The 1,725-nt window shown below is 59.0% G+C and carries 2 protein-coding genes and 1 pseudogene; 2 read left to right on the top strand and 1 reads right to left on the bottom strand.

All coding sequences use genetic code 11. From position 1 onward, the window contains the following. Positions 1 to 780, top strand: a 780-nt coding sequence (locus tag A2I95_RS35600; protein WP_291737265.1) for a DNA gyrase C-terminal beta-propeller domain-containing protein, incomplete at its 5' end; no start/stop codon positions are given. Between the two features lie 128 nt (positions 781 to 908). After that, entirely contained in the window at positions 909 to 1,259 is a 351-nt protein-coding gene (locus A2I95_RS35595) for a DUF6614 family protein (RefSeq protein ID WP_027258876.1), read from the top strand. Between the two features lie 196 nt (positions 1,260 to 1,455). Here the strand turns inward: A2I95_RS35595 and A2I95_RS35590 are convergent. After that, positions 1,456 to 1,725: pseudogene (locus A2I95_RS35590) on the bottom strand (carboxypeptidase M32); the annotation flags it as partial.

Here is a 1,725-nt window from a genome sequence, read left to right as displayed (position 1 = left end):
GTGGTCTTTGCCACCAGCGGCGGTGACGCGCGCCGCAACCGGCTGTCGGATTTCACCAATGTCCGCCGCAACGGCAAGATCGCCATGAAACTGCCAGAGGACGGGTCGGTTCAGCTGGTGAACGTGCGGATCTGTTCGGAAGATGATGACGTGATGCTGTTCACCGACTCGGGCCGCGCGATCCGCTTCCGCTCCACCGATGTGCGGGTGTTCAACTCGCGCGAATCCACAGGTGTGCGCGGCATCCGCCTCAGCGGCGAGGACCGGGTGGTTTCCATGTCCGTGATCCGGCACTCTAAATACACACCGGAACAGCGCACTGCTTACCTCAAGATGCGCCGGGCGATGGCCGGCCTGACCGACGATGCGGAAACCACGGACGAGGATGCCGTGGAGGATCCGAATTTCTCGACTGAGCTTTATGCGGAAATGTCGGCGGCGGAAAACCTGATCCTGACCATCACCGCGGGCGGTTCGGGCAAGCTGTCCTCCTCGCATGATTATCCGGTGCGCGGACGCGGCGGCATGGGTGTGACGGCGATGGACAAGGCGATGCGCGGCGGCGAGATCGTCGCCTCCTTCCCCGTCGAGATGGACGACCAGATCATGCTGGCTACCTCCAAGGGCCAGTCGATCCGGGTGCCGGTGGATGGCATTTCCTTCCGGTCCCGCTCGGCCGGCGGTGTCCGCGTGTTCAACACCGGCAAGGGTGAGGAAGTCGTGTCTGTCGCCTGGATTGCCGAAAACGGCGAAGAGGAAGACGGCGGCGGCGAAGAATAGCCCTGCCACCCAGCTTGACTAAAGCAGCGCCGCCCTGGATCACCTGGGCGGCGTTCTTATGTTTAACCGCTGCCTAATCTTTCTGTGCCAGACTATCGCTTGAGCTGTTTATTCCAAGGGATCGTCCCATGAACCTCTATCAATGCTCCATCGATCTGCATCACGAAGCCAAGGCGCTGAGCTTTGCCAGCGCAGTTGACCAATGGATGAGCTACCTGCAGGAGCGCGGCGTGATCCTGGGCTGGCGCCTGCTGCGGCGCAAGCTGAACCTCGCCAGCGACAAGTGCCGTGATTTTCTGCTGGAAATCGAATTCAAGGACATGACCCAGCTGGATCAGGCTTTCCGTGTTCTGGGCGAACATGACGAGGAGGTAGAAAAGCTCTATTCACATGTCACGGCCCTGATCTCCACGTCGGAGACCGGCCTTTACCGTCCCTTCCCGGATCCTGAGCGGGCGGAGCGGATGGCCCTGATCTGAGCGTTTACGCCTCAGATCAGACTAGGTGCCAAAACAAAGCTGGCAAAAATCAGATAAGCTACGGCTGTATGCATCGGTTTACTCTCTTACTCACATCCCCAAGAGAGTCTGAGAATATCCATAAAATACGGCATTTCCGGGGCAGCAGATTTTCCGCTGCCCGTTGACGGGTTTGGGCTTGGATACAGCTCGATATTCAGAGATCGTAGATCGTGCTGAACTTCTCTTCCAGATAGGCCAGCAGCGGCTGATGCCCCGGCTCCATTCCCGCCGCATGAATGATCGTATTCCGCGGGCTGCGCAATCCGCCATGCTGCTGGAGGTTTTCCTTCAGCCAGATTGTTGCCCCCCCGGTTTCACCCTCGGCAAGTTGTGCATCCAGCCCCGGAACATCCCTACGCAGCGCCTGATACAGGCAGCCGGCATAGACATTACCCAAGCTATAAGTTGGAAAGTAGCCGAACAG

It is taken from the genome of Leisingera sp. F5 (assembly GCF_001593695.1).
The sequence above is the reverse complement of the archived record's forward strand: the minus strand, read 5'-3'. Positions and strand labels throughout refer to the sequence as shown.